Source organism: Citrobacter sp. S39 (assembly GCF_009495675.1).
GTDB lineage: Bacteria > Pseudomonadota > Gammaproteobacteria > Enterobacterales > Enterobacteriaceae > Citrobacter > Citrobacter freundii.
The window spans coordinates 3,338,713-3,362,621 of record NZ_CP045555.1; the positions used below are offsets into that span (position 1 = coordinate 3,338,713).

Below are 23,909 nucleotides of genomic sequence, written 5' to 3' on the forward strand. Positions count from 1 at the left end.
AAAAATCTTGACGTTTTGAAAAAGACTTAAGGGAAATTAATTCGCTTAGGGTGATGAATTATTCAGCGAAATACACCTGATTAGAATAACCTGATAGTGATTTGTTATTGGTCAGTTTTTGTCAGCTATGCTCTGATATCTCGGTTAATAATAAAATAAGAAGGCTTATAACCATGATTGCAAGGAAAACGTTACTCGCGCTGGCTATCAGCACCGTCATACAGTCAGGCGTTGCGTTCGCGGCCAATACTGACACCATCATCTATTGCTCGGAAGCATCGCCGGAGTCATTTAACCCGCAAATTGCCAGTTCCGGTCCCTCATTTGTGGCCAGTTCACAAGTGCTCTACAACCGACTCATCAACTTTGATCCGGTAAAGAATACCCCGGTACCATCTCTGGCAACGGACTGGACGATTTCTCCTGACGGTAAGACTTACACCTTTACCCTGCGTCAAGGCGTGAAATTCAACAGTAATAAATTCTTTAAACCGACCCGCGACTTCAACGCTGACGACGTGATTTTCTCGGTATTACGGCAGAAAGATGCCGATCATCCGTATCACAAGGTTTCTCAGGGAAGCTATGAATACTTTAACGATGTCGGTCTGGATAAACTGATTAAAGAAGTGAAGAAGCTCGATGATTATCACGTTCAGTTTGTCCTGAATGAACCTAACGCTGCGTTTCTTGCCGACTGGGGAATGGATTTTGCCTCGATTCTCTCTGCGGAATATGCCGACGCGATGCTGAAAAAAGGTACGCCGGAAAATGTCGACAACTGGCCGATTGGCACCGGGCCTTACGTGCTGCAGCAGTACAAGCAGGACTCGCAAATCCGCTATCTTGCCAACCCTAACTACTGGGATGGCGCCGTTCCAACGAAACACCTGATCTTCTCAATCACGCCAAACGTCCAGACGCGGCTGGCAAAACTGCAAACCAATGAATGCCAAATAATCCCAGCACCTGCGCCCGTACAGTTTGACGAGATTAAAAAGAATAAGGATTTGACGCTGCATTCGGTTGACGCGCTGAACGTCGGGTATCTGGCATTTAATACCGAGAAAAAACCGTTTGATAACGTACTGGTGCGTCAGGCGCTAAACTACGCGACCGATAAAAAGGCCATTATTAACGCCGTCTTCTTAGGTTCCGGTACGGTGGCAAAATCGCCGATTCCACCGAATATGATGGGGTTCAATAAAGATCTGCAGGATTACGCTTACGACCCGCAAAAAGCGAAAGACCTGCTGAAGCAGGCTGGGCTGGAAAATGGCTTTGAAGCGACGCTGTGGTCAATGCCGGTCCAGCGCCCATACAACCCGAACTCCCGACGGATTGCCGAGATGATCCAGAGCGACTGGGCAAAGGTGGGCGTGAAGGCGAAGATTGTATCGTACGAGTGGGGTGAATATCTCTCCGGAATGCGTAAAGGTGAGCACGACACCGCGTTGTTTGGTTGGATGTCAGACAACGGCGATCCGGATAACTTCGCCGATGTGCTGCTGGGCTGCGACAGCATAAAAACCGGATCTAACGCCGCGCGCTGGTGCGATAAAGAGTATAATTCGCTGGTTGAAAAGGCGAAACTGGTGAGCAAACCGGAAGAGCGCGCCGCGCTTTACCAGCAGTCACAAGAGATTTTCTACCACCAGGCTCCTTGGATAGCCCTGGCAAACGGTAAAACGTTCTACGCTACGCGTAGCAACGTCAGCGGATACAGCGTTAGCCTGATGGGCAGTGATTTTTCAAAAGCAAAATTAAATTAATGAGTTAAGGAGAGGTTATGTCGCATCTGGATGAGGTCAGCGCACGTGTTGATGCCGCCATTGAGGAGAGCGTCATTACGCATATGAATGAATTGCTGATTGAGCTCAGCGATGATGTCGCGTTGAGCCGGGAAGACCGCTATACCCAGCAACAGCGTTTGCGTACGGCTATCGCGCATCATGGCCGTCAGCATAAAGAAGATATGGAAGCCCGTCGCGAACAGTTGACCAAAGGTGGCACAATCCTCTGATTTTCCCTTATCAGGCCAACAGGAACGTTCTGTAGGCCTGATAAACGAAGTGCTATCAGGCAATTAAAACGAACGTCTCGCCACCAGCCATGCCCCGACTACCAGCAGTACCGCACCACAGACCGGCCCCACCAGCGCCCGCAGCGGCACGCCGTGACTGCGCAGAATATCCAGCACCAGCCCGCCGATTAACTGGCTGGCGACCAGCACCGCAATCGTCGTGGCAGCGCCTACATTTTGATATCCGCTGATGCTGGCGAAAACAAAGAACGATCCCAACAAGCCGGGGATGAGTGTCCACCAGCGTATGCTGGAAACCAATTCACCAAACCCTGCTAAACCTTGCTTAAACCACAATATGCTGACAAACAGCACGATCCCGACCAGCGAGTTAAGTAACATGGCGATAAGGATCGTCGAGGACGTCTGCGTAATGCGTACCATCAAGGTATTTTGCACCACCAGACCAATACCCGCCGCAATCAGAAAGAAGAGGGTCAGCGTCTGGTTCATCTGCCGGCATCCGGTTCACGACGATCGTCTAACTGCAACTGCATGAAAGTCAGATCCAGCCACCGCCCAAATTTGGTTCCAACCTGTGGCATTTGCGCGGTGGTTTTAAAGCCCAGCAAGCTGTGCAGATGCAGTGATGCCTGATTCTGAGACTCAATCCCTGCCACCATTACATGCTTGCCGCATGCGCGGGCTTCGTCTATCAGTCTGCTGAGTAGTGCTCGTCCGAGTCCTTTTCCCTGATGTTCTGGATGGACATACACCGAATGTTCAACGGTATGACGGAAGCCATCAAAGTTACGCCAGTCGCCAAAGGAGGCGTATCCCGTAACCACGCCATTCTCTTCACTCACCAGTACCGGATACCCCATCAATTGTCGGGATTCATACCAGGAAATACGGTTTTCGGCATCGACCGTTTGATCATTCCAGATAGCCGCCGTATGCAGTACCGCATGGTTGTAGATTTCTGCAATGGCGGCGCAGTCTTCTTTGCTGGCAAATCGAATTGACATGTTGAACCTCAGGGCTTGTTCACTATAGTATTACAATATGAATACTATTGAAGACAGTATAAATCAACGGATCAGTGCAAGAATTCGCATTGAGCGGGAATCTCGCGGTTGGTCACTCACGGAACTTGCCGAGCGCGCGGGCGTGTCGCGGGCCATGATCCATAAAATAGAACGCGGCGAGAGTAGTCCAACGGCTACGCTGCTGGGTAGACTTTCCGGTGCGTTTGGCATCAGCATGTCTACCCTGATTGCGCGGGCTGAAATGCAGGAGGGCAAGCTGCTGCGCTTCGCTGACCAGCCCGTCTGGCACGATCCGCAAAGCCACTATCTGCGCCGCCATGTTTCACCGCGCAGCGATCTACCTATCGATCTGGTGCAGATTGAATTACCCGCCGGAAGTGATATCCCGATGCCAGCTTCTTCCTATGTGCAGGCCAGACAACTTATCTGGTTACAGCAGGGGGAATTAGTCTTTGTGGAAGGGGACATACGCCATGAAATGCAGGCAGGTGATTGCCTGGAACTTGGCCCGCCGAATGACTGTCGGTTTATCAATGAAACCGCGAAACCCTGCGTTTACCTGGTTGTGCGGTTAAACCACGTCGTCAGCTAAATAGCAGGCACAGACTGCTACTATTGATGGATTCATGCCAAAAGCAGAGGAGCACATCATGGGTCAACAGACTAATCGTAACCGTCGCTGGGTACTGGCTTCCCGTCCACATGGCGCGCCAGTCCCAGAGAACTTCCGTCTTGAAGAAGATGAGGTGGCATCCCCGGGCGAAGGCCAGGTTTTGCTGCGCACTGTTTATCTTTCCCTCGATCCCTACATGCGTGGCCGCATGAGCGATGAGCCATCTTACTCACCACCAGTAGAGATTGGTGGTGTTATGGTGGGTGGTACCGTAAGTCGCGTGGTGTCATCCCGCCATCCGGACTACCAGCCAGGCGAATGGGTATTGAGCTACAGCGGTTGGCAGGACTATGACATCTCCGACGGTAACGGACTGGTGAAGCTTGGCGCTCATCCCGAACATCCCTCCTGGGCGCTGGGTGTTATGGGTATGCCGGGGTTTACCGCTTATATGGGTCTGCTGGATATCGGTCAGCCGAAAGCGGGAGAAACGCTGGTGGTAGCCGCCGCAACCGGGCCGGTTGGCGCAACGGTTGGGCAGATCGGTAAGCTTAAAGGCTGCCGGGTAATCGGTGTGGCAGGTGGGGCAGAGAAATGCCGACATGCCACAGAGGTGCTGGGCTTTGATGTTTGCCTCGATCACCACGCACAAGATTTTGCGCAACAACTGGCAAAAGCTTGCCCGCAAGGAATTGATATTTATTATGAAAACGTCGGCGGAAAAGTATTTGATGCCGTTCTGCCATTGCTCAATACTTCAGCGCGGATTCCGCTTTGTGGCCTGGTCAGTGGTTATAACGCAACGTCTCTTCCGGCCGGACCTGACAGATTACCGCTGTTAATGGCAACGCTGCTGAAAAAGCGTATCCGGATGCAGGGTTTTATCATTGGTCAGGATTATGGTCACCGCATTCAGGAGTTTCAGCGGGAGATGGGGCGCTGGCTTAATGAGGACAAAATCCACTACCGCGAGCAGGTGACCGACGGTCTGGAAAATGCGCCACAAACCTTTATCGGTCTGCTGACCGGCAAAAACTTCGGCAAGGTAGTTATTCGTCTTGCTGAGGATTGATGCGTAAGAGCGGAAGACTGTGAATGTCTGTAACCAGGCCTGCTTCGTACGAAATGTAGGCCTGGTAAAATGCCAATGACGTTATCTGGATGAAAAGCGATTATTCATGGAGAAAATGAGAAGGTTACAACCCGAAAGCGAATAAATACTCCACATTGAGATAAATAATGATTACTATTCTCATTCTTAAAAAGGCAAAACCATGATTTTGCTCATTGAAGCTATGTGAAGCAGTAACAAACGAATTTATCAAAGGGAGTCGTCATGTCTTTACGTCATCTGTTTTCACCGCGTCTGCGTGGTTCTTTACTGTTAGGTTCACTGCTCGTTGCATCATCTTTTACTACGCAGGCTGCAGAAGAACTGCTGCGCAAAGCCGTCGGTAAAGGCGCTTATGAAATGGCGTACAGCCAACAAGAAAACGCGCTGTGGCTGGCGACCTCACAGAGCCGCAAACTGGATACCGGCGGGGTGGTTTACCGCCTTGACCCGGTCACCCTCGAAGTGACTCAGGTGATTCATAACGATCTCAAACCGTTTGGTGCCACCATCAATAACGCCACGCAAACGCTGTGGTTCGGCAACACGGTAAATAGCGCGGTAACGGCGATGGATGCTAAAACGGGCGCGGTGAAAGGACGTCTGGTGCTGGATGCGCGTAAGCGTTCTGAAGATGTTCGCCCGCTGCAGCCGCGTGAGCTGGCCGCAGATGACGCCACTAACACGGTATACATTAGCGGTATTGGTAAAGAGAGCGTGATTTGGGTGGTGGACGGCGACGCCATTAAACTGAAGGACACCATCCAAAATACCGGCAAAATGAGCACCGCTCTGGCTGTCGACAGCAAGGCTAAGCGCCTGTACACCGCCAATGCGGACGGTGAATTCATTACCATCGATACCACCACCAACAAAATTCTCAGCCGCAAAAAACTACTGGATGATGGGAAAGAGCATTTCTTTATCAACCTGAGCCTGGACACAGCGGGCAACCGTGCATTTGTCACCGACTCTAAAGCGGCGGAAGTGCTGGTAATCGACACCCGTAATGGCAACGTACTGGCAAAAGTCGCCGCGCCGGAATCCCTTGCCGTGCTGTTCAACCCGACGCGTAATGAAGCCTACGTGACTCATCGCCAGGCCGGTAAAGTGAGTGTGATCGACGCGAAAAGCTATAAAGTCGTCAAAACATTCGAGACCCCAACATTCCCGAATAGCCTGGCGCTCTCTGCCGATGGTAAAACCCTGTACGTCAGCGTGAAACAGAAATCTACCCGCGAGCAGGAAGCTACCCAGCCGGACGATGTTATTCGTATTGCGCTGTAAAAAATCAGGAGGGGGAAACCCCTCCTGTCATTTCTCTAAACCCCACGATACGCCTCGTTACACCCCGCCAGTAGCCCGACCCACTTCAGGGACTTACACTACGCCCTCAACGGCTAACTGAATAACACGGGAATACCATGAAAAAGCCATTTATCTGTCTTTGTGCAGGCGTAATGCTGTTTACCCTGGCAGGATGCACCACTGATTACGTCATGACGACCAAAAGCGGACAAACCATTACCACCCAGGGTAAGCCAAAACTGGATAAAGATACGGGAATGACCAGCTATACCGATCAGGATGGAAACGCGCGGGAAATTAACAGCAACGATGTAGCGCAGTTGATTGAAGCGAACTAAAAAAGAGGGCCTGAAGGGTTAACCTGTCAGGCCTTCAGCCATTACGGCGCGGTGCGGTGGATTTCCGCGACGCGTTGACGCACGCCGAACCAGCCTGCAACCAGCAGGATGGCAATCAACGGTAATGATGCGATAGTGTAGGTGCCGTTTGGATAGTCAAACGCCATCAACACCAGCACGCTCAGCAGGAACACCAGGGTTAGCCACGAGGTAAACGGAGCGCCCGGCAGTTTAAAGCTAACGTCTGCCGTTTTACCTTCTTTTATGGCCCGGCGCAGACGCATCTGACAGACCATGATAAAGCCCCACGACGCAATAATGCCCAACGACGCGAAGTTCAACACGATCTCAAACACCTGCGACGGCACCAGATAGTTAAGAAATACCCCGACGACATAGACGACCAGCGTGGCGAGGATCCCCGCCCAGGGTACCTGTTGGCGGCTCATTTTAGCCATGAATTTCGGCGCCGATCCGCCCATCGACATGGAACGTAAAATACGTCCGGTACAGTACAGCCCAGAGTTAAGGCTGGAAAGCGCCGCGGTGAGCACCACGATATTCATGATACTGCCGATATACGGCACGCCCAGTTTGGAGAAGAAGGTAACAAACGGGCTTTGCCCTGCCTGATAGGCATTCCACGGCAGTAACAGAACCAGCAGCACGACAGAACCCACATAGAACAGACCAATACGCCAGATAACGCTATTGATCGCTTTCGGCACCATGGTTTGTGGATCTTTGCATTCTCCAGCAGCGGTGCCCACCAGTTCAATGGAGGCAAACGCGAAAACCACCCCCTGAACCAGTACCAGCGCCGGCAGCAAGCCATGTGGGAAGAATCCACCGTTGTCGGTGATCAGGTGAAAACCCGTGGCGTTACCATCCAATGGCTTTCCAGTGCCTAAAAAGACGGTACCCACCACCAGGAAAATCACAATCGCCAACACTTTGACCAGTGCAAACCAAAACTCCATCTCCGCGAACCACTTCACGCCGATCATGTTCATGGTGCCGACAATGGCCAGCGCGCCGAGGGCGAATACCCACTGCGGTACATCACCAAATGCGCCCCAGTAATGCATATACAACGCCACCGCGGTGATATCGACAATGCCGGTCATCGCCCAGTTGATAAAGTACATCCAGCCAGCCACATAGGCGGCTTTCTCACCTAAAAATTCACGGGCATAGGAGACAAAGCTGCCGCTGGAAGGGCGATGTAAAACCAGTTCGCCAAGCGCGCGCAGTATAAAGAACGAAAAAATACCGCACACCAAATAAACCAGCGCCAAAGCAGGACCAGCCATCTGCAAGCGTGCGCCAGCCCCTAAAAACAACCCGGTACCAATTGCGCCGCCAATGGCGATCATCTGTACCTGTCGATTTCCCATCGCTTTGTGATACCCCTCTTCGTGGGCATTCAACCAGCGTCGTTTCGCCGCATGTTGTTCCGCGGCTTGCGTGTTGTTTGTGTTCATTACTTTTCCTGTTGACCAGACAAAAATACAAATCCTTTTTGCCGCACCTGCTGCGGCGAAAACAGCCTTACCCTTCATTGTGTTACGGGGGAAAACTGCCGGCCGAGCATCCTACATTCAATTGTTCGGTTCCGCAAAGCCCCGATAACAAGAATTCAGCATTTTTGTACAGCCTGCACTGGCGCGGTGTGGCCTCGATTCAGCCAATAAAAGAAAAGGGCGTAAATATCTGGAGAGGAGTGCGCTTATCGAGACATTCACCCGATAAGCGCCGTAAGGTTATGCTGATACGCCAAAGACCTGAACGGCCTGCTGTAAGCGCGATGAACGTTGAGTCAGATCGGCGGTAGCATCGGTGACACGTTCCACCATCTCGGCATTATTGTGTGTCATGGTGCCAACGCGTGAAATCGAATCGTTAATCAGATCCAGCGCCAGGGTTTGCTCACGCGTCGCCAGACTAATATCTTTGATCATCATCGACATCTGCAGGACATCGCCAATCATCCCGGTAAGATGCGTCTCCGTTTGTTCTACCATTTTGACGCCGCTATTCACGTTGGCGACGTTCTTCTCAATCAACTGTTTGATCTCTTTTGCTGCAGACGCTGAGTGCTGTGCCAGATTACGGACCTCTGCCGCCACAACGGCGAAACCGCGTCCTGACTCTCCGGCTCGCGCGGCCTCGACCGCGGCATTGAGCGCCAGAATATTGGTCTGAAAGGCGATACTATCAATGACGCCGATGATGTCGACGATCTGCCCGTTGTCACGCGATATCGCCTGCATCATGGCGATAGTTTGTTTCATGATATCGCCGCCTTCTGCCGCATTGGCGCTGGTTTTATCGGCCATGGTCATAGTATGTGCCGCAGTCTCAGCAGTTTGCTGTACCGCGCTACCAATTTCTTCAATGGCGGCAGCGGTTTGTTGCAGGTCGGCGGAGGTTTCTTCGGAACGCTTATGCAGCGCCGTACCTTCTTTTGATACTCGCTGACTGATAGCGCGAATACCGGATATTTGCGTACTGACATCATCGACCAGTGAATTCAGATTAAGCCCGGACTGATTAACCAGACGCATCAGCATTCCGATCTCATCCACCCGATTTAAATGACAGTTATCAGGTTTTCTCCCGGATACCACTTTCTTCATTTGCGTCAGTAGCGTATTAACTGGCTGACAAATTTGATACTTAAGGTAAATAGCAAACATCAGAAATAAGAACAGCAACCCTCCCGCCTGAATAAATGGATTAACAGGAGCAAAAAGAAATAGCACAGCGAGCAGGGCGATTACCCCTAAAGAATAATTGACGCGCTGGCTAATGCTCAGCCATTTAAACATTGATGCCCATGACAATATGCCGCGGCGAATGATAATGCCTTTAAAAAGTCGAAACCCTTTAAACTGCTGGCTATTAATTTTTTGATATAAACTTTCGCTTTGAGTTATTTCATCGCGCGAAGGAACGGTACGCACTGAAATGTAGCCAGTGAGCTTTTCATTGTGCCAGACCGGTGTAACGTTGGCGCGAACCCAGTAATGGTCGCCATTCTGCCGACGGTTTTTCACCATTCCCGTCCAGCTGTCTCCCTGCTGTAGCGTGTACCACATATCGGCGAACGCCGCGGGAGGCATATCAGGATGGCGAATAATATTATGCGGTTCGCCCATTAATTGCTGTTCGTTAAATCCGCTGGCATCAATAAATGCGGAGTTGGCGTAGGTAATATGACTTTCTTTATCCGTCGTAGAAAGCAGCGTCGTTTTATCGTTAAGTGCGTGCTCAATTTGTGTAACGGGCATGTTACTTTTCATAGAGGTCCCATGATGCTATGTATAATCCATACAAAAATCCCCGCAATGAAATCGGGGGATATTAGAAATCTGTTTTAAACCGTTTTAATAAGAAACGTTGCATTCTCTACTAATCATCATTTCTGTGGAAGTAGTTAAAATAAAAATTTCCATGTAAATCATTCATCCCACGTCATAAAAGTGAAACAATTAATACAAGCGCATAACGTTACAAGTCGTTTAAACTGACTTAACGTAAATTGCGTTAAAAAACCTTTTCGTAAAAAGAAAAATGGCATGAAATGATTTTGATGTTATTACCGTGATATCAACGACCCTATTATATTTTGTAGGCCATTAATTGCTGGTGTTTTTCAGTTTAGCGGTACTGGGCGATCCAAATTTTAACCCTGGCTGCGGTAGGGTTTGTTATCTACTTTTTAGCTGAGTAAATGTGAATTAAATGTTTCAGTATGGCTATTTGATAAATTAATAATAAAGACATGTTAACAAACATAGGCTCGTAACATGTCATATCGCCTGAGTGTTCTGGATAAAAGCCCCATCGGGGAAGGTGAAACTGCCGCGACTGCGCTTTCCCGGACGTTGCGCCTGGCGCAACTGGCGGAAGAGTGGGGGTACCATCGTTTCTGGATCGCGGAACACCATAATACGCCACAGCTGGCCAGTCCATCGCCGGAGCTGGTGATCGCCTGGATCCTCGGGCAAACCCAGCGTATCCGCGTTGGTTCCGGCGGCGTGATGCTGCAACATTACAGCCCGTACAAAGTGGCGGAAAACTTCAATCTTCTGGCATCACTGGCTCCTGGACGTGTCGACCTCGGCGTAGGGAAGGCCCCTGGCGGGTTACCGTTGTCGACTCAGGCGTTACAGCATGGACTGCATCAGGAAGAAAAAGGCAGTTTTGCCGATCAGCTTTCTCAGCTTAACGGCTGGCTGGCGCTGAACGGAACGGAAAGCGGGGAAACGGTATTCCCGACGCCAATCCCACCAATACCGCCAGAAGGATTTGTACTCGGAGCCAGTGTGCAAAGCGCACAGTTAGCAGCGCAATCCGACTTGAATTTTATCTTCGCTGCGCACCTCAACGGTGACAAAGCGTTATTACGTGAGGTTTTGTCCTTCTGGCAGACCCACAGCGACCGCCCGACGATAGTCGCCGTTCAGGTGATTGTGGCTGACAGTCACGATACCGCTGCGCAACTGGCGGAAAACGTGCAAATCTGGGGCGTTGAGCTGGAAAATGGTCAACGCGTTACAGTCGCCAGCGAAGAGCAAGCCCTGGCATTCGCCGTACAGGCGGGGAGTTCGCCACGCAAAATCGCGCGTCGTGAACTGGCGTTGTTACACGGCACCGCTCAAGAGGTGATGGTAAAGCTGAATGCTCTGCATACGCAATTTGGTATTGATGAGTTCATTATCGACACGCCAGTGGCGGAGGGCCACGCGCGTCTGACATCGCTGCGTTTGTTGGCACAAGTCCATAATGCCGTGGAGGTGCTCTGATGACCCTCAGCTCAACGCTTATCAACTGGCGTCGTGAATTACATCAGCACCCGGAGCTTTCCCTGCAGGAGGAAGCAACCACCAGGCGCATTCAGGCCTGGTTGCACGCTGCGGATGTCGACATTCTGCCGTTCGAGCTGAAAACCGGTCTGGTCGCGGAAATCGGCAAGGGAGAAGATGTCATCGCGCTGCGGGCGGATATCGATGCGCTACCGATAGAAGAAAGTGCCGACGTTCCGTTTCGTTCCCTCACACCGGGCGTGATGCATGCCTGCGGGCATGACGTCCATACCAGCGTGATGCTTGGTGCAGCACTGCTGCTTAAACAACAGGAAACAACCTTACCGGGGCGAGTACGTATTTTGTTTCAACCAGCTGAAGAGAGTTTCGGCGGCGCAAAAACGTTGATCCGCGCCGGTGCGCTGCAAAACGTAGCGGCTATTTTTGGTATGCACAATGAGCCCGGTTTGCCGGTGGGCGAATTTGCCACACGCGGCGGTGCGTTCTATGCCAATGTCGATCGCTTCGTGCTGCGTATAAATGGCAAGGGCGCACATGCGGCGCGTCCGCATGAAGGCAAAGATGCCATCCTGCTTGCCAGCCAGTTGGTAACCGTGTTGCAAAGCGTTGCCAGTCGCGACGTTAACACGCTGGATTCGGTGGTACTCAGCGTGACCCGTATTCAGGGAGGAAATACATGGAACGTACTGCCAGAGTCCGTTGAGCTGGAAGGGACGCTCAGAACGCACCGGACTCAGGTACAGCAGCAGGTTAAAGCACGGGTTAATGACATCGCTGCCGGATTTGCCCATGCCTTTGGCGCACAAATAGACGTTATCTGGCATGCGGGGCCGACCGCGTTGGTGAACGATGCGCGTTGGGCCGATATCGCCACCACGGTGGCGAAACAGTCAGGCTACACCACTCACCATGCTGACCTGCATATGGGCGGGGAGGATTTTGCCGTCTACCTGCAAAATACGCCAGGCGCATTTGTCAGTATTGGCAGTGCCAGTGAATACGGATTACATCACCCGGGATTTAATCCAGACGAACGTTTAATTGAACCTGCCGCACATTACTTTGCGCAGTTAGCAAAAACGGCATTCGCACACCTTTAAGTTTACCTGTTGGGTAGGGGTTATTATGGCTGGAAATCGGCAACTACGGCTCGGAACTATTCTGCATGGCGCATCGGGAAATATGTCCGCATGGCGCCACCCGGCGGCTCAGGCCGATGCCAGTATTAATTTTGATTTTGTCAAAGAGACGGCGCTTATTGCGGAAAAAGGGAAGCTGGATTTTATTTTTGTCGCCGATGGTCTGTATATTAATGAAAAATCAATCCCGCACTTTTTAAATCGTTTTGAGCCGCTGACAGTATTATCCGCTTTGGCCAGCATCACCCAGAATCTGGGACTGGTTGGCACAGTGTCTACATCATACAGCGAGCCGTTTACGACCGCACGACAGTTCGCCAGCCTGGACCATCTCAGCAACGGGCGTGCAGGCTGGAACGTGGTTACGTCGCCTCTGGAAGGATCGGCAAAAAACTATTCTCGCGCTCAGCATCCGGAGCATGCCCAGCGTTATCGTATTGCCGATGAATATTTACAGGTAGTGAAAGGACTGTGGGATTCCTGGGAAGACGATGCTTTTACCCGTAATAAAACAAGCGGGGAATTTTTTAATCCGCATAAACTGCACACGCTAAACCATCATGGAGATTATTTCCAGGTCGCCGGGCCGTTAAATATTGGGCGTACGCCACAAGGTCGTCCGATTATATTTCAGGCGGGAGCTTCAGCAGATGGCAAGAAATTAGCGGCGCAGCATGCTGATGCCATTTTTACCCATCAGGAGTCGCTGGCAGAGGCTAAGGCGTTCTATCAGGATGTAAAAAGTCAGCTGGAAATCGCCGGACGACATCCCGATCAACTGCATATATTCCAGGGCGTCAGCGTTATTGTTGGCGACAGCGCAGAGGATGTTGAGCAGCAGTATCAGACTACCGCTGCGCTGGTCTCCGTTACCGACGCGCTGAACTATCTTGGCCGCTACTTTGAACATCATGATTTTGCCCAATATCCGTTGGACGCACCGTTCCCGGATCTTGGCTCTCTCGGACAAAACAGCTTTCGCAGTACGACTGATGAGATCAAACGCAACGCGCGCGAGCGTGGCTTAACACTCCGTCAGGTTGCTCTGGAAGCGGCTAGCCCACGTCCGCGTTTCAGCGGCACGCCGGAACAGGTCGCCGACGGCCTGCAGCAGTGGTTCGACGAGAAAGCCGCAGACGGTTTTATTATCCAGGGCGGAACGCCGGATACCTTCCCGCGTTTTGTCGAACAGGTTGTCCCTGTGCTTCAGGCGCGGGGCCTGTTCCGCCATGAATATCCCGGTACGACCCTGCGCGCAAGCCTGGGATTAACGACACCTGCAAATCAATTCGCACAATAAGAGAAAAACGCTATGCAGAAAAAATCAGTATTCCTCGCGCTGTCGCTGGCTTTCAGCGCGACTGTCTGGGCAAATGATGTGACGATTAACGGCACGGGCGTAAGTCTGGAAGCCAATAAAACGCCGATCAATACGGCAAAGAATACGCAGGCGATCGCGCAATTGCCCGCAAACCTGCACCTGGCCGTACCGGGCAAATTCACCGTGGCGATTGCCGGGCTCAGTCAACCGCCGCTGACCGTCTTTGCCGATGACAATAAGACGCTGATCGGCAGCGAGGCGGACATCGCGCGTCTGGTGGCTGACAGTTTGGGGCTGGAACTCAACGTCGTACCTACGTCATGGGAAGACTGGCCGCTGGGCATCACTTCCGGCAAATACGATGCCGCGATCAGCAATATTACCGTCACCAAAGCACGCAAAGAAAAATTCGATTTCGCGACGTATCGGAAGGACTCTCTTGGCTTTTATGTCAAAACCGGTAGCAAGCTGAAGAAAATCGAGCAGGCGGAAGATATCGCTGGACTGCGCATTATCGTCGGTTCAGGGACGAACCAGGAAGCCATCCTGCTGGCCTGGAACGATGAGAACGTGAAGAAAGGGTTACAGCCGTTTACGCCGGTGTATACCAAAGATGATGCCGCGCAAACCCTGGCCCTACAGTCAGGCCGCGCCGATGCCTACTTCGGTCCTAATGTAATCGGCGCATGGAAAGCTGCACTCAACGGTAAAACGCAATTGGTGGGTAGTGTTGATGGCGGTTGGCCAAAAGCGGCACACATTGCTGTGACGCTGAAAAAGGACAGCGGTCTGGTTCTGCCGGTACAAACCGCCCTCAACGGCGTGATTGGCAACGGCGATTATGACAAGGTGCTGAATCGCTGGGGAGAAGGGGTGGAACGCATTCCGCAATCTGAAATCAACCCGGCCGGTTTAGGCGACTAAGGAGGTCATCGTGAGCGATCAATTTCGCGTGGTCTCACCTGAAGCCAGCGAGCTACAGCCCATTTTGAACGGTCTGTTCGGTGAGTATGCTGCCCGTTATGGCGATTATTTTTCTCGCGACGCTGAAGTGGAACTGAACGAATGGTATCTGGCACCGCAGGGACTTTTTGTAGTCCTGGAGCGTAGCGGCGAAATTATCGCCACCGGGGCTTACAAACCTTACGACAAGGACACCGCCGAGATTAAGCGTATCTGGACAAAAAGCAGCCTGCGTCAGCAGGGACTGGCGGCGCGTGTAGTGCAGGAACTGGAACATCGGGCGCTACTCGCGGGCTACAGCCGGATATATCTCACCACGGGATTTCGCCAGCCGGAGGCCGTCAGACTTTATTTAAGCCAGGGCTACGATCCGCAATTTGATACGACGCGCAACCCCGAAGAGTACAGCCAGCCACCGTTTGATGGACGGCTGCGCTTTACCAAACTGCTGACTATTGCCGGTCAGGCCAGAATCGCCTGAGGAGAGAAGATGAAAACGACAGATAGCATTAAAGTCGTACCGGCGCGTTACCCCATGCGCACCGTTGGTGCGGTCATTGCTTTGTTTGCCCTGGCAGTGATTCTCCAGTCCGTGGCGTTTAATCCGCGCTGGGAATGGAGCGTGTTTGCCCGCTGGTTCTTCGATCCGGTGATTTTGTCTGGTCTTGGACAAACGCTGTTACTGACACTTATCGGGACGCTGTTGAGTATTCTCATCGGCGGTCTGCTGGCGCTGGCGCGGCTTTCATCTTCCTGGCTGTTGAATGGACTGGCATGGGGATACATCTGGCTGTTTCGTTCGTTACCGCTGATTGTGGTGCTAATCGTTCTGTACAACTTCTCCTATCTGTACGACACGCTGACGATTGGTATTCCGTTCACTCCCATTCAGTGGGGGAGTTTTGAGACCATCAATGTACTCGGTCAGTTTTCCACTGCGGTGGTTGGCCTGACGCTGGTGCAAAGCGCCTATACCGCTGAGATTATACGTGGTGGATTTTTAGGGGTCGATCACGGTCAGTACGAGGCAGCGGCAGCACTGGGCTTACCGGCAGGGCGACGTACGCTGCGGATTATTCTGCCGCAGGCGCTGCGCACCATTTTGCCTGCTGGCTTCAATGAAATTATCAGTCTGGCGAAAGGGACAGCGATGGTATACGTGCTGGCAATGCCGGAGCTGTTCTACACCATCCAGATGATCTACAACCGCACGCAGGAGGTGATCCCGCTGCTGATGGTCGGCGCGGTGTGGTATCTGGTGATCACCAGCGTCTTATCGCTAATTCAGCACCTGGTCGAACGTGCGCTGGCACGCAGCGAACGACGTTCAGCGATCAACACAGTCCGGGTGAGTCGTGCAGAAAAACGCAGTCGTCAACGTCCACAGCAGGAGGCCGTCCATGTCCCACTCGCCTGAAGGCCATATTTCTATTACCGGCGTCAGCAAATACTTCGGCCGCCACAAAGCATTGGATAATGTGTCGCTGGAGATCCCTCCCGGAACGGTAACGGTCATTCTCGGACCGTCCGGTTCAGGAAAATCAACACTACTGCGGACTATCAACCATCTGGAACGCGTCGATGAGGGGTTTATTCAAATCGATGGCGATTACATTGGCTATCGTCGGCAGGGAGACAAGCTGTATGAGCTGAAAGAGGCGGAAATTTTGCGCCAGCGCGTTAACGTCGGCTATGTGTTCCAGAACTTTAATTTGTTCCCGCACTTAACGGTGCTGGAGAACCTGATTGAAGCGCCCATCGCGCACGGACTGGCAACGCGTAAAGCCGCCACCGAGCGGGCATTAACGCTGCTTGATGCGGTAGGATTGCGGAATAAAGCCGATGCCTGGTCGCGTCACTTATCTGGCGGTCAGCAGCAGCGTATCGCTATTGCCCGTGCGCTGGCGCTAAATCCGCGCGTCATGCTGTTTGATGAGCCTACATCTGCACTGGATCCTGAGCTGGTGGGCGAAGTCCTGGATGTCATCAAAGCGCTGGCGAAGTCGGGAACCACTCTGGTGGTGGTGACGCACGAGATTGGCTTCGCTCGGGAAGTGGCGGATCAGGTGGTGTTTATGGTCGATGGCAAAATCGTCGAGCAGGGCAGCAGCGAACAGGTGTTGAATCATCCGCGTCATACACGCACCCAGCAGTTTTTGTCGAAAGTGCTTTGAGTTACATTGCGGCACAAGGCTGTGCCGCACGGGGGTTACAGGGTGACGACGATTTTGCCCACCTGACCGTTGGCTTCCATGTATTGATGTGCTTCAACGATATCATCAAAGGCAAAGGTTTTATCAATCAGCGGTTTGAGCTTACCGGATTGCAGTCCTTCAAAGATAAACCGTTTTGCACGTGACAGTTTTTCCGGGTTCGTGGTGATTTCGAAAATCTCATAGCCGCGGAAGGTCAGATGGCGACCGAGTATCTCAATTACCGGAATCGACAAATCACGCGCATCAAGAGAGCCATACTGGAAAAAGAGTCCGCCGGCAGGCATCACTTGGGCAATTTTTGCCACGCCAGGGCCACCGACCGGATCGAAGACCACGCGGGTACCTTTGCCGTCAGTGATCCGGTTAATCTCCGCCACCAGATCCTGCTCCTGGCTGGCGATAACCTCTGCCGCACCAAGTTGCAGAAGCTGGGCACGTTTCTCACTGGTGCGCGTCATCGCAATCGGTTTTGCTCCCCGCATGTTAGCAATCTGAATTGCCGCCAGTCCGACGCTGCTGGAAGCAGCATTGATCAGCACGTTATCACCTGGCTTAATATCCGCATATTCAACCAGCGCACCGAAAGCGGTCACATACATCATCCAGCTCGCCGCTGCTTCCTCGAAGCTAAGATTCTCAGGATGTTTTACGACAGCATGGGCTGGAGCATTGACGACTTCACCGTACATACCATACTCATGGAAGCTGAAAGCCGGGATGACGCTAACGTAATCGCCAGGTGCAAACTCACGCACGTTGTCTCCCACGGATTCAACAACGCCAGAAGCCTCATAGCCCAGACGAGCCGGAAATTTGGGTTGGTAAATATACTGGCCGGTACGATACATAATTTCCGCACGGTTAATGCCGATTGCGCGTACGCGTATCTGAACTTCATCCGCACGAGGAGCAGAAACTGGCATATCCTGGATTGTCAGGACGTCAGCGTCGCCTGGTTGATTAAAAACCACGACCTTAGACATAGCAAACCTCTGTAAATTGTTCTGTATTGGGTCTGCACAATTTAACGGCTCAGATGAGGGTGAAAAACCGCCGTTGCGGAACTTCACTATTACTTAGATTATAATAATCCCTGTAGGCGCGATTTTTGCTCGGTAAAAAGCGCACACAGCCAGTCAATAAACACCCGAACACGGGGGGCAAGATGACGTCTGTCGGGGTAAAGCACAGAAACCGGTTTTGATTCCCCGGCATAATCAGCCAGCACCTCAACGAGCTGGCCCGACTGGATCCAGGGGGCCAGTACCGCGTGCACACCGTGGATGATACCGAGTCCGGATAAACAGCCTGTCAAAAGGATGTCGGAGTTATCAACGCTGATGTGACCTGCGGGGATAAACGACACGGTTTCACCCTCGCGGACGAAGGACCATTCCAGTGCTTCACGATGACGTTCACTGAAAAAGTTAATTGCCTGATGTCGGGATAAATCCTCTGGTGTCTGCGGTACGCCATGTTGTTGCAGATAATCCGGTGACGCGCATGTCACCATTTTTACCTCGCCAAGCCGCCGTGAAATCAGAGAAGAGTCTTGTAACTCGCCAATGCGAATCATGCAGTCGATACCTTCGGCAAGCAGATCGATTCTGCGGTCGGTGGAGGTGAGGACAATCTCAATATCCGGGTAGCGCGACTGGAAATCGTTCAGGGCCGGGACTAATACCGAGTGAGCCAGCGACAGGGGGGCATTCACCCTGAGTTTTCCGCGCGGAGGGCGAGTGGGTGAGAAAGAAGCCATGATGTCATCAACGTCACTGAGCAGGATTTTTGTGCGTTGGTAAAAAGCGTCACCTTCTTCTGTCAGACTCACTTTACGAGTCGTGCGGTTAAGCAACTTTACTCCCAGATCGTCTTCAAGATGTTGGATAGCTTTGGTCACTGCAGGGCGGTGCAGGTGTAACACGTCTGCTGCTCTGGCAAATCCACCTTGCTCAACAACCTGTACAAAAATGTTCATATATTCAAACATACTGGAACGCATTGCTTATTCTCCCCCGGTATTCGACCATTGTTATTATGAAAGTAATAATCACGTCTGCATAGGTTGCCGAATGCTGCTCTACACTTAGGGTTTTAACTTTGGGGATTGCAGCATGATTAAGGTCTATGGGGTACCGGGCTGGGGATCGGCCATCAGTGAAGTGATGCTCACACTGGCGGAGATCCCTTATCATTTTATTAATGTCGACGGTTTTGACAGTGACGGCCCTCAGCGGGAGTTGCTTAAGACGATGAATCCACTATGCCAGGTGCCCACGCTGGTACTGGAAAATGGCAGTGTGATGACGGAAACGGCGGCGATCGCGCTGATGATCCTCGATCGTCGCCCTGAACTTTCACCACCCGTTGGACACGCCGAACGCCAGCAGTTTCAGCGTCTGTTGATATGGCTGGTGGCAAATGTCTATCCCACGTTTACCTATGCCGACTATCCAGAACGCTGGGTACCGGACTCCCCGGCGCAGTTGAAAAAGAACTGCATTGAGTACCGTAAATCCCTCTATATGTGGCTGAACGATCAGCTAAACGCCGAGCCGTACGCATTCGGGGATCAGCTAACACTACTGGACGTATATATTGCCGTTATGCGCACCTGGGGGCCAGGGCATGACTGGTTTCAGGACAACACGCCGAATATTAGCGCTATCGCTGATGCAGTTTGTCAGCATCCGAGGCTACGTACTGTACTGAAAAACAATAAGATTATTTGAATAAAAAAACGCTGTTCCGCAGGAGTGCAAATCCCGGAACAGCGGGCGAACTATCGCCATAAGGTTAAATTACGCGACAGAAGGGGTCAGCGTAATACGATCCAATGGACCCACGATAAACAGATAAGAAATCAGGCCAATCAACCCCATCGAACCGACGTAGAGAATGGCGTAATCAAAAGACTGGGTATTCGCCAGAATGACGCCGATCACCAGTGGCGTGATGATACTGGCCATATTGCCGCACATATTGAAAACGCCGCCTGCAATGCCGAGCACTTCTTTTGGCGAGGTATCGCTGAGAACGCACCATCCCAGATTGCCAAACCCTTTGGCGAAAAATGCCAGACTCATCGCGGCGATCACCACAAATTCTGACGAGGTGTAGTTGGCGATAACGATGACACAGGAAAGCAACATTCCGCAGATAACCGGCAGCTTACGAGCAATCGTCAGGCTGTAACCGCGTTTTAGTAGCCAGTCGGAGAACACGCCGCCTAATAATCCACCGATAAAACCGGCAATGGCAGGGATACTGGCGACAAACCCCACTTTGAGGATCGACATGCCTTTCGCCTGATACAGATAAGTAGGGAACCAGGTCAGGAAGAACCAGGTAATGGATGTCACGCAGAACTGCCCGATATAAACGCCAATCATCATGCGATTGACGCAGACGCTCTTAATTTGCGTAAAGGTAATTTTCTGCGACTCTTTTTTATTGCCCAGCGCCGGTTCGCCACCGCCTTCCCGGATATAGTCAATTTCCTGTTGGTTTACCTTCGGATGATGCATGGGATCCCTGACTTTGACCAGCCAGAAGATGCCAAGAATAACGCCAATAGCCCCGATATAATAAAACACAAAGTGCCAGCTCAGATTATGCAAAATAATCGTCATGAGCGGCGTAATAATCCCTAACGAGATATATTGTGCGGCCTGATAGACTGAGGTAACAAATCCCCGTTCGTTATTGGGAAACCATTGCACGCTTAATCGACTATTGGCCGGAAAGGCAGGAGCTTCAATCGCACCCATCAGTAATCGTAAGATAATCAATACGACAAGTGGGCTGGCGTACAGATAAATGGTGCCCTGAAACATGGTTACCAGTGACCAGCCAATCAGGGCACAGCCGTATACCAACCGGGAACCGTACCGATCCAGCAACCAGCCGCCGGGCAGTTGCATAATGACATAAGAAATACCGAAGGCAGAAAAGGCCAGTCCCATAGCTTCAGGATCAAAACCTAATTCTTTGCTCATTATCGGCGCGACCACGGATAACGTCGCGCGATCGGCGTAATTAAATACGGTGGCAAGAAACAGAAATATCAGAATGCCGTAACGCACTTTTGTGCGCTTTATTATTGTGTTCATCACCCACTCCTTTCATAAGGTTGAGAGCGTTTTTGTAGGGGAGGAGGGCGGGTATTACTTACCCGCCAAATAAATTAAGGACGTTTACCAAACTCGCAGGTCAATTGCGTCCAGCGGCGCGCCTGCTCGCTGATGCTGAAGCCCAGACCGTGACGTTCGGAAACCCACATCCGGCCATCGCGCAACTCAAGTTGTTCATTAAATAACGGGTTCAGCCATTCGAAATGCTCCAGCCATGGCTCAAGTGGATAAGCGGCGGACAGATGCAGGTGAACTTCCATAGCGAAGTGCGGAGCCAGTTTGCGACCATGTTTAGCCGCCAGGTCCATAATTTTAAGGAACGGTGAAATCCCCCCCACACGCGGTGCATCGGGCTGTACAAAATCGCTGGCGTTGCCAAGGATCAGCTGTTCATGTTCGCGGAAGCTGGTCAGCATTTCACCGGTGGCAATCGGGGTATCCAGCGCGGCGGCCAGTTGGGCATGGCCTTCTACATCGTAGGCGTCGAGCGGCTCTTCAATCCAGATCAGATTGAACTGCTCCATTTTACGTCCCATACGGATGGCGGTTTCCCGATCCCACTGCTGATTGGCATCGACCATTAGCGGGAAGTCATCCCCCAACGCTTCACGTACCGCGGTTAAGCGGCGAATATCCTCGGCACAGTTTGGCTGACCGACCTTGAGTTTGATGCCGCCAATGCCGTTTTCACGGGAAATAACCACGTTTTTAAGCACCTGATCCAGCGGCGTATGCAGGAATCCGCCGGAGGTGTTGTAGCACTGTACGGAGTCACGATGCGCGCCAAGCAGTTTTGCCAGCGGCAATCCTGCACGCTTGGCCTTCATATCCCATAAAGCGATATCGATAGGGGAGATGGCCTGAACCGCCATGCCGCTGCGTCCTACGGAAGCCCCAGCCCACAACAGCTTGGTATAGATCTTGTCAATATCGTTTGGATCTTCACCTAACAGGTTATCGGCAATTTCTTTGGCATGCGCATAGATCCCCTGACCGCCAGCACGCTTGGAGTAACTAAATCCCACGCCTTCAAACCCGTCGCGACTGCGGATCTCGGCGATGATTATGGCGACTTCGGTTAGTGGTTTCTGGCGACCAGTCAGCACTTTGGCATCGCTCACTGGTGTTGCCAGCGGAAGGAAAGCCAGAGACAGTTTTACCCATTCAATACGGTCACCGGTTTCTGCTGCGGTTTTGGCGTTAGCCGATTTGGCATAGGTCACGGCATCGGAATTAGCGCTTAAAGACATATTATTCTCTCCTGGTGGTAATAAATGATTGCGCTATCATTTTTAGTGTTAGCGCAATCATTTCACCAGTGAGTTGATTGTGATTTGAACAATTGCTCACAAATACTGAGATAAAAGGGTAGTAACTTGTAAACGATGTCACATTCCAATATTTTATGGAGAAATGCACAAATCATTGTGATTGCGCTATCATTTTGATTGACGATAATTAACTAAGCTGCTGTTTTCTCAGCGTTATCGCCGAGAGTCGCTGGCAATAGCCGAAATCATGATGAATAATGCCAGGATAAATCAGCGATTTTTGACAAGGGCATCGACAGTGAAAAACGCCAGACCTCCGCGTGCACCCACGCTGGAAGATGTTGCCCGTACTGCTGGATTGTCACCCATGACGGTGAGCAGGGCGCTAAATAGCCCGCAGTTGGTGCGCCCGAAAACCGTGGAAAAAGTGATGCAGGCGGTACGTGCCACGGGATATATCCCCAACGCGCTGGCCGGGGGGCTGGCGTCGCGTCGCAGTAAGCTTATCGCCGTGGTTGTTCCGCAAATTAACAACAATATGTTTGTCGATACCATTCAGTCATTAAGCGATGAACTGGCTGAACGCGGATACCACATCTTGCTCTGCGTATCAGGTTACACGCCGCAAACTGAGGCAGAGCTGGTTGCGACGCTGCTTTCTCGCCGCCCGGATGGCGTCGTGCTCACCGGTATCCATCATACCGCCGAGCTGAAAAAGGTGATTCTTAATGCGGCCATTCCGGTTGTAGAGATCTGGGATTTAACCCCAACGCCCATCGATATGCTGGTCGGTTTTTCGCATGAAAAAGTTGGTCAGGCGGTGGCAGACTATTTGCTGAAAAAAGGTTATCGCCGTCCGGGGTTGTTATGGACCGCCGATCGCCGGGCAGGCCAGCGTAAACAAGGGCTGTGCGATGCGCTGAGTCGTCATGGTATTACGGCTGACGCACAGGTGGACGTCCCACTTCCGGCCTCTCTGGCATTGGGACGCACTGGATTGACGCAGCTATTGGCGGATCGCGAGTTTGATGTCATTGTCTGTAGCTCAGATACCTTAGCCCAGGGGGCGATTATGGAAGCCGAAAGCCGTGGTTTACGCGTGCCGCAGGAGCTAGCTGTAATCGGTTTTGGCGATCTTGATTTTGCCGCCAGTAACCGGCCTGCCATCACCACAGTTAGCGTCGACCGACGGGCCATTGGACAACGCGCCGCCTCTCTGCTTGCCGATCGTATCGAACAAATTCCACGTGAAGACGATATTATTGATGTCGGATTTCACCTGGTTGAACGAGAGTCCGCATAAGTTACCTGCATCCCAAAACAATAAGGAACCTGTCATGCCGCACGTTGATATCAAATGTTTTCCTCGCGATTTGAACGAAGAAGAGAAGGCCGCACTGGCGACGGATATTACCGAAGTCATTATTCGCCATTTACAAAGCAAAGAGAGTTCAGTGAGCGTGGCGCTGAATGAAATTGAGCCCGAGGCGTGGCAGAGCGTGTGGGATGCGGAAATTGCACCACAGATGACGAGGCTGATTAAAAAACCCGGCTACAGCATGTGAAAGAGAACGGGCGATTATTGCGCCCGT

22 protein-coding genes and 1 pseudogene are annotated in these 23,909 nt (G+C 51.8%); 15 read left to right on the forward strand and 8 right to left on the reverse strand.

Annotation, left to right across the window (positions count from 1 at the left end):
- The first annotated feature begins 173 nt into the window (after positions 1-173).
- Both GFB57_RS15915 and GFB57_RS15920 read left to right on the forward strand, forming a co-directional pair.
- Positions 174-1,772, forward strand: a complete 1,599-nt coding sequence (locus GFB57_RS15915) for an ABC transporter substrate-binding protein (protein ID WP_003020186.1) — start codon at positions 174-176, stop codon at positions 1,770-1,772.
- A 17-nt stretch (positions 1,773-1,789) separates the two neighbouring features.
- Positions 1,790-2,023: a YdcY family protein gene (locus tag GFB57_RS15920; protein ID WP_003020183.1), complete on the forward strand. Its 234-nt coding sequence runs from the start codon at positions 1,790-1,792 to the stop codon at positions 2,021-2,023.
- A 63-nt stretch (positions 2,024-2,086) separates the two neighbouring features.
- Here the strand turns inward: GFB57_RS15920 and GFB57_RS15925 are convergent, their stop codons facing one another.
- Positions 2,087-2,536, reverse strand: coding sequence for a DMT family transporter (locus tag GFB57_RS15925; RefSeq protein ID WP_003020174.1), 450 nt, complete (start codon positions 2,534-2,536; stop codon positions 2,087-2,089).
- Positions 2,533-3,051, reverse strand: a complete 519-nt coding sequence (gene mddA, locus GFB57_RS15930; protein ID WP_003020171.1) for an L-methionine sulfoximine/L-methionine sulfone acetyltransferase — start codon at positions 3,049-3,051, stop codon at positions 2,533-2,535. Before mddA ends, GFB57_RS15925 begins: the two co-directional genes overlap by 4 nt.
- Before the next feature lie 37 nt (positions 3,052-3,088).
- Here mddA and GFB57_RS15935 point away from each other — a divergent pair, with 37 nt between their 5' ends.
- The 4 genes from GFB57_RS15935 to GFB57_RS15950 all read left to right on the forward strand — a co-directional run bounded on the left by GFB57_RS15935 (position 3,089) and on the right by GFB57_RS15950 (position 6,442).
- Positions 3,089-3,664, forward strand: coding sequence for an XRE family transcriptional regulator (locus tag GFB57_RS15935; RefSeq protein ID WP_003020168.1), 576 nt, complete (start codon positions 3,089-3,091; stop codon positions 3,662-3,664).
- 58 nt (positions 3,665-3,722) lie between these two features.
- On the forward strand, positions 3,723-4,757 hold the full coding sequence (locus GFB57_RS15940) for an NADP-dependent oxidoreductase (protein ID WP_003020165.1): 1,035 nt from the start codon (positions 3,723-3,725) through the stop codon (positions 4,755-4,757).
- Between the two features lie 264 nt (positions 4,758-5,021).
- Positions 5,022-6,083: a YncE family protein gene (locus GFB57_RS15945; RefSeq protein ID WP_003020161.1), complete on the forward strand. Its 1,062-nt coding sequence runs from the start codon at positions 5,022-5,024 to the stop codon at positions 6,081-6,083.
- A 137-nt stretch (positions 6,084-6,220) separates the two neighbouring features.
- Positions 6,221-6,442, forward strand: coding sequence for a YgdI/YgdR family lipoprotein (locus tag GFB57_RS15950; protein ID WP_003020157.1), 222 nt, complete (start codon positions 6,221-6,223; stop codon positions 6,440-6,442).
- A 41-nt stretch (positions 6,443-6,483) separates the two neighbouring features.
- On the opposite strand, the gene ansP is transcribed toward GFB57_RS15950, so the two are convergent.
- Positions 6,484-7,926, reverse strand: coding sequence for an L-asparagine permease (ansP, locus tag GFB57_RS15955; RefSeq protein WP_003020155.1), 1,443 nt, complete (start codon positions 7,924-7,926; stop codon positions 6,484-6,486).
- Positions 7,927-8,205: 279 nt separating this feature from the next.
- The gene (locus tag GFB57_RS15960) at positions 8,206-9,747 is read right to left on the reverse strand and encodes a PAS domain-containing methyl-accepting chemotaxis protein (RefSeq protein ID WP_003020152.1); all 1,542 of its coding nucleotides are present in this window, start codon (positions 9,745-9,747) and stop codon (positions 8,206-8,208) included.
- 507 nt (positions 9,748-10,254) lie between these two features.
- On the opposite strand from GFB57_RS15960, the gene GFB57_RS15965 reads away from it, so the two are divergent.
- From GFB57_RS15965 to GFB57_RS15990, 6 genes and pseudogenes are all read left to right on the forward strand, one after another.
- Positions 10,255-11,253, forward strand: coding sequence for an MsnO8 family LLM class oxidoreductase (locus GFB57_RS15965; protein ID WP_003020149.1), 999 nt, complete (start codon positions 10,255-10,257; stop codon positions 11,251-11,253).
- Positions 11,253-12,374: an amidohydrolase gene (locus tag GFB57_RS15970; protein ID WP_003020146.1), complete on the forward strand. Its 1,122-nt coding sequence runs from the start codon at positions 11,253-11,255 to the stop codon at positions 12,372-12,374. The genes GFB57_RS15965 and GFB57_RS15970 overlap by 1 nt, the downstream gene beginning before the upstream one ends.
- Before the next feature lie 25 nt (positions 12,375-12,399).
- Positions 12,400-14,658 (forward strand): annotated as a pseudogene (locus tag GFB57_RS15975) (NtaA/DmoA family FMN-dependent monooxygenase).
- A 10-nt stretch (positions 14,659-14,668) separates the two neighbouring features.
- Positions 14,669-15,178 carry a GNAT family N-acetyltransferase gene (locus tag GFB57_RS15980; RefSeq protein ID WP_003020140.1) on the forward strand — a complete coding sequence of 170 codons (510 nt, stop codon included), beginning with the start codon at positions 14,669-14,671 and terminating at the stop codon, positions 15,176-15,178.
- Positions 15,179-15,187: 9 nt separating this feature from the next.
- Positions 15,188-16,114 (forward strand): amino acid ABC transporter permease, encoded by a 927-nt coding sequence (locus GFB57_RS15985; protein WP_003020138.1) that lies wholly within the window; start codon positions 15,188-15,190, stop codon positions 16,112-16,114.
- The gene (locus GFB57_RS15990; protein WP_003020135.1) at positions 16,098-16,871 is read left to right on the forward strand and encodes an amino acid ABC transporter ATP-binding protein; all 774 of its coding nucleotides are present in this window, start codon (positions 16,098-16,100) and stop codon (positions 16,869-16,871) included. The genes GFB57_RS15985 and GFB57_RS15990 overlap by 17 nt, the downstream gene beginning before the upstream one ends.
- A 35-nt stretch (positions 16,872-16,906) precedes the next feature.
- Here the strand turns inward: GFB57_RS15990 and GFB57_RS15995 are convergent, their stop codons facing one another.
- A complete protein-coding gene (locus GFB57_RS15995; RefSeq protein WP_003020133.1) occupies positions 16,907-17,896 on the reverse strand; it encodes a zinc-dependent alcohol dehydrogenase family protein in 990 nt (329 codons plus the stop codon).
- A 98-nt stretch (positions 17,897-17,994) separates the two neighbouring features.
- Complete coding sequence (locus tag GFB57_RS16000; protein WP_003020130.1) at positions 17,995-18,915, reverse strand: LysR family transcriptional regulator; 921 nt, start codon at positions 18,913-18,915, stop codon at positions 17,995-17,997.
- A 112-nt stretch (positions 18,916-19,027) separates the two neighbouring features.
- Between GFB57_RS16000 and GFB57_RS16005 the strand changes: the two genes are divergently transcribed.
- Entirely contained in the window at positions 19,028-19,645 is a 618-nt protein-coding gene (locus GFB57_RS16005; protein WP_003020128.1) for a glutathione S-transferase family protein, read from the forward strand.
- A 69-nt stretch (positions 19,646-19,714) separates the two neighbouring features.
- Here GFB57_RS16005 and GFB57_RS16010 read toward each other — a convergent pair whose 3' ends face one another.
- Together GFB57_RS16010 and GFB57_RS16015 are read right to left on the reverse strand one after the other, a co-directional pair.
- Positions 19,715-21,025 carry an MFS transporter gene (locus tag GFB57_RS16010; RefSeq protein WP_003020126.1) on the reverse strand — a complete coding sequence of 437 codons (1,311 nt, stop codon included), beginning with the start codon at positions 21,023-21,025 and terminating at the stop codon, positions 19,715-19,717.
- Between the two features lie 74 nt (positions 21,026-21,099).
- Positions 21,100-22,296, reverse strand: a complete 1,197-nt coding sequence (locus GFB57_RS16015; RefSeq protein ID WP_003020125.1) for an L-talarate/galactarate dehydratase — start codon at positions 22,294-22,296, stop codon at positions 21,100-21,102.
- A 319-nt stretch (positions 22,297-22,615) separates the two neighbouring features.
- Between GFB57_RS16015 and GFB57_RS16020 the strand changes: the two genes are divergently transcribed.
- Together GFB57_RS16020 and pptA are read left to right on the forward strand one after the other, a co-directional pair.
- Positions 22,616-23,620, forward strand: a complete 1,005-nt coding sequence (locus GFB57_RS16020) for a LacI family DNA-binding transcriptional regulator (protein WP_162009207.1) — start codon at positions 22,616-22,618, stop codon at positions 23,618-23,620.
- Positions 23,621-23,654: 34 nt separating this feature from the next.
- Complete coding sequence (gene pptA / locus GFB57_RS16025; protein ID WP_003020119.1) at positions 23,655-23,882, forward strand: tautomerase PptA; 228 nt, start codon at positions 23,655-23,657, stop codon at positions 23,880-23,882.
- Positions 23,883-23,909: the final 27 nt, after the last annotated feature.

What these genes read in the sequence shown, in the direction of transcription:
- GFB57_RS15915 (WP_003020186.1), top strand. Translation starts at nt 174, where the DNA reads ATGATTGCAAGGAAAACGTTACTCGCGCTGGCTATCAGCACCGTCATA.
- GFB57_RS15920 (WP_003020183.1), top strand. Translation starts at nt 1,790, where the DNA reads ATGTCGCATCTGGATGAGGTCAGCGCACGTGTTGATGCCGCCATTGAG.
- GFB57_RS15925 (WP_003020174.1), bottom strand. Translation starts at nt 2,536, where the DNA reads ATGAACCAGACGCTGACCCTCTTCTTTCTGATTGCGGCGGGTATTGGT.
- mddA (WP_003020171.1), bottom strand. Translation starts at nt 3,051, where the DNA reads ATGTCAATTCGATTTGCCAGCAAAGAAGACTGCGCCGCCATTGCAGAA.
- GFB57_RS15935 (WP_003020168.1), top strand. Translation starts at nt 3,089, where the DNA reads ATGAATACTATTGAAGACAGTATAAATCAACGGATCAGTGCAAGAATT.
- GFB57_RS15940 (WP_003020165.1), top strand. Translation starts at nt 3,723, where the DNA reads ATGGGTCAACAGACTAATCGTAACCGTCGCTGGGTACTGGCTTCCCGT.
- GFB57_RS15945 (WP_003020161.1), top strand. Translation starts at nt 5,022, where the DNA reads ATGTCTTTACGTCATCTGTTTTCACCGCGTCTGCGTGGTTCTTTACTG.
- GFB57_RS15950 (WP_003020157.1), top strand. Translation starts at nt 6,221, where the DNA reads ATGAAAAAGCCATTTATCTGTCTTTGTGCAGGCGTAATGCTGTTTACC.
- ansP (WP_003020155.1), bottom strand. Translation starts at nt 7,926, where the DNA reads ATGAACACAAACAACACGCAAGCCGCGGAACAACATGCGGCGAAACGA.
- GFB57_RS15960 (WP_003020152.1), bottom strand. Translation starts at nt 9,747, where the DNA reads ATGAAAAGTAACATGCCCGTTACACAAATTGAGCACGCACTTAACGAT.
- GFB57_RS15965 (WP_003020149.1), top strand. Translation starts at nt 10,255, where the DNA reads ATGTCATATCGCCTGAGTGTTCTGGATAAAAGCCCCATCGGGGAAGGT.
- GFB57_RS15970 (WP_003020146.1), top strand. Translation starts at nt 11,253, where the DNA reads ATGACCCTCAGCTCAACGCTTATCAACTGGCGTCGTGAATTACATCAG.
- GFB57_RS15985 (WP_003020138.1), top strand. Translation starts at nt 15,188, where the DNA reads ATGAAAACGACAGATAGCATTAAAGTCGTACCGGCGCGTTACCCCATG.
- GFB57_RS15990 (WP_003020135.1), top strand. Translation starts at nt 16,098, where the DNA reads ATGTCCCACTCGCCTGAAGGCCATATTTCTATTACCGGCGTCAGCAAA.
- GFB57_RS15995 (WP_003020133.1), bottom strand. Translation starts at nt 17,896, where the DNA reads ATGTCTAAGGTCGTGGTTTTTAATCAACCAGGCGACGCTGACGTCCTG.
- GFB57_RS16000 (WP_003020130.1), bottom strand. Translation starts at nt 18,915, where the DNA reads ATGCGTTCCAGTATGTTTGAATATATGAACATTTTTGTACAGGTTGTT.
- GFB57_RS16005 (WP_003020128.1), top strand. Translation starts at nt 19,028, where the DNA reads ATGATTAAGGTCTATGGGGTACCGGGCTGGGGATCGGCCATCAGTGAA.
- GFB57_RS16010 (WP_003020126.1), bottom strand. Translation starts at nt 21,025, where the DNA reads ATGAACACAATAATAAAGCGCACAAAAGTGCGTTACGGCATTCTGATA.
- GFB57_RS16015 (WP_003020125.1), bottom strand. Translation starts at nt 22,296, where the DNA reads ATGTCTTTAAGCGCTAATTCCGATGCCGTGACCTATGCCAAATCGGCT.
- pptA (WP_003020119.1), top strand. Translation starts at nt 23,655, where the DNA reads ATGCCGCACGTTGATATCAAATGTTTTCCTCGCGATTTGAACGAAGAA.